Here is a 1,307-nt window from a genome sequence, read left to right as displayed (position 1 = left end):
GATCAAGGCCGACGGCCAGTTCGACGTGGTGTGGAAGACCCCCGGCCTGGTGCCGGGCGACGCCTGGTCGAAGGAGCTGGAAGGCTCGAAGGACCTGATCGGTGACTGGGTGACGCTGAAGTGCGGCAACTACAACACCGTGACCAAGAAGTGCGGCGGCCAGGGCACCTGACGGTTCGCCTGATCATCTGCTGACGTCCGACAAGCGAAAGGGCGGCGACGCCGGTGCGCGCCGCCCTTTCCATCCTCCGACGCACCTTCATCCTTGCCGGGATACTTCAGTGCCTCTCATCCATCTGACGCGCATTCTGTTTGCCGCGGTCGCGATCGCGTTCGCCACATTGGGGAGCTTTCCGGCAGTGGCCGGTCCCTATGAGGACGCCATCGCGCAATTCGCCCAAGATTCCTTCTCCGACAGCGAGGACGCGATCGGCAAGCTGGTCGCCAGCGGCAATCCGCGCGCTGCGGTGATCATCACCGCGCTGCAGGACGGCAAGCTCTACGCCGATCCCGACAGCAAGGCGGCCTTCATCAAGACCGACGACGGCAAGATCGCCAATGCGGCGACCGGCGAGGCGGTTGGTGCGCTGCCGGCCAAGGCCAGCGCGGTGCGGCTCAACAACAAGCTGCGCCGCGTCGTCGCCGGCGCGATGGCCGGCCTGACGCTGCTGTCGCCGGATCTCGACAAGCGGATCCAGGCGGCGCAGTCGGTGTTCAAGTCGCACGACGAGACCATGCTGCCGACCGTCGAGGCGGCGCTGAAGGCGGAAAAGAACGCCGCCGCCAAGCGCGCCTTCACCGAGGCGCGGGCCTCGATCCTGCTGTTCAAGCAGGGCGCCTCCGATGCCGACAAGCTGGACGCGATCGCCACCATCAAGGCGCGCGGCGATCAGGAGGCGATGGCGCTGCTCACCGGCGCGCCGTCGAACCAGAGCCCCGCCGTCGCCAGCGGCATCGCCGGCGCCAAGGCGGCGATCGAGCGCAATCTGGCGATCTGGTCGATGGTGCAGAACGCCTGGTACGGGCTGTCGCTCGGCTCGGTGCTGCTGCTCGCCGCGATCGGCCTTGCCATCACCTTCGGCGTGATGGGCGTGATCAACATGGCGCATGGCGAGATGGTGATGCTCGGGGCCTACACCACCTTCGTGGTGCAGGAAGCGATCCGCACTCGCTACCCGGCGCTGTTCGACTACTCGCTGCTGATCGCGGTGCCGCTCGCCTTCCTGGTCGCCGGCGCGATCGGCGTGCTGATCGAGCGCACCGTGATCCGCTTCCTCTACGGGCGTCCTTTGGAAACGCTGCTCGCC

1 protein-coding gene and 1 pseudogene are annotated in these 1,307 nt (G+C 67.1%); both read left to right on the top strand.

Translation table 11 applies throughout. The annotated features are described in order from the left end of the window. A pseudogene (locus DYI24_RS28500) lies at positions 1-172 on the top strand (urea ABC transporter substrate-binding protein); the annotation flags it as partial. 109 nt (positions 173-281) lie between these two features. After that, the coding region (locus DYI24_RS26705) for an ABC transporter permease subunit (protein ID WP_502706385.1) at positions 282-1,307 on the top strand (1,026 nt) is incomplete at its 3' end.

The organism is Rhodopseudomonas sp. BR0C11 (assembly GCF_010820945.1).
GTDB classification, from domain to species: Bacteria; Pseudomonadota; Alphaproteobacteria; order Rhizobiales; family Xanthobacteraceae; genus Rhodopseudomonas; species Rhodopseudomonas palustris_H.
The sequence above is the reverse complement of the archived record's forward strand: the minus strand, read 5'-3'. Positions and strand labels throughout refer to the sequence as shown.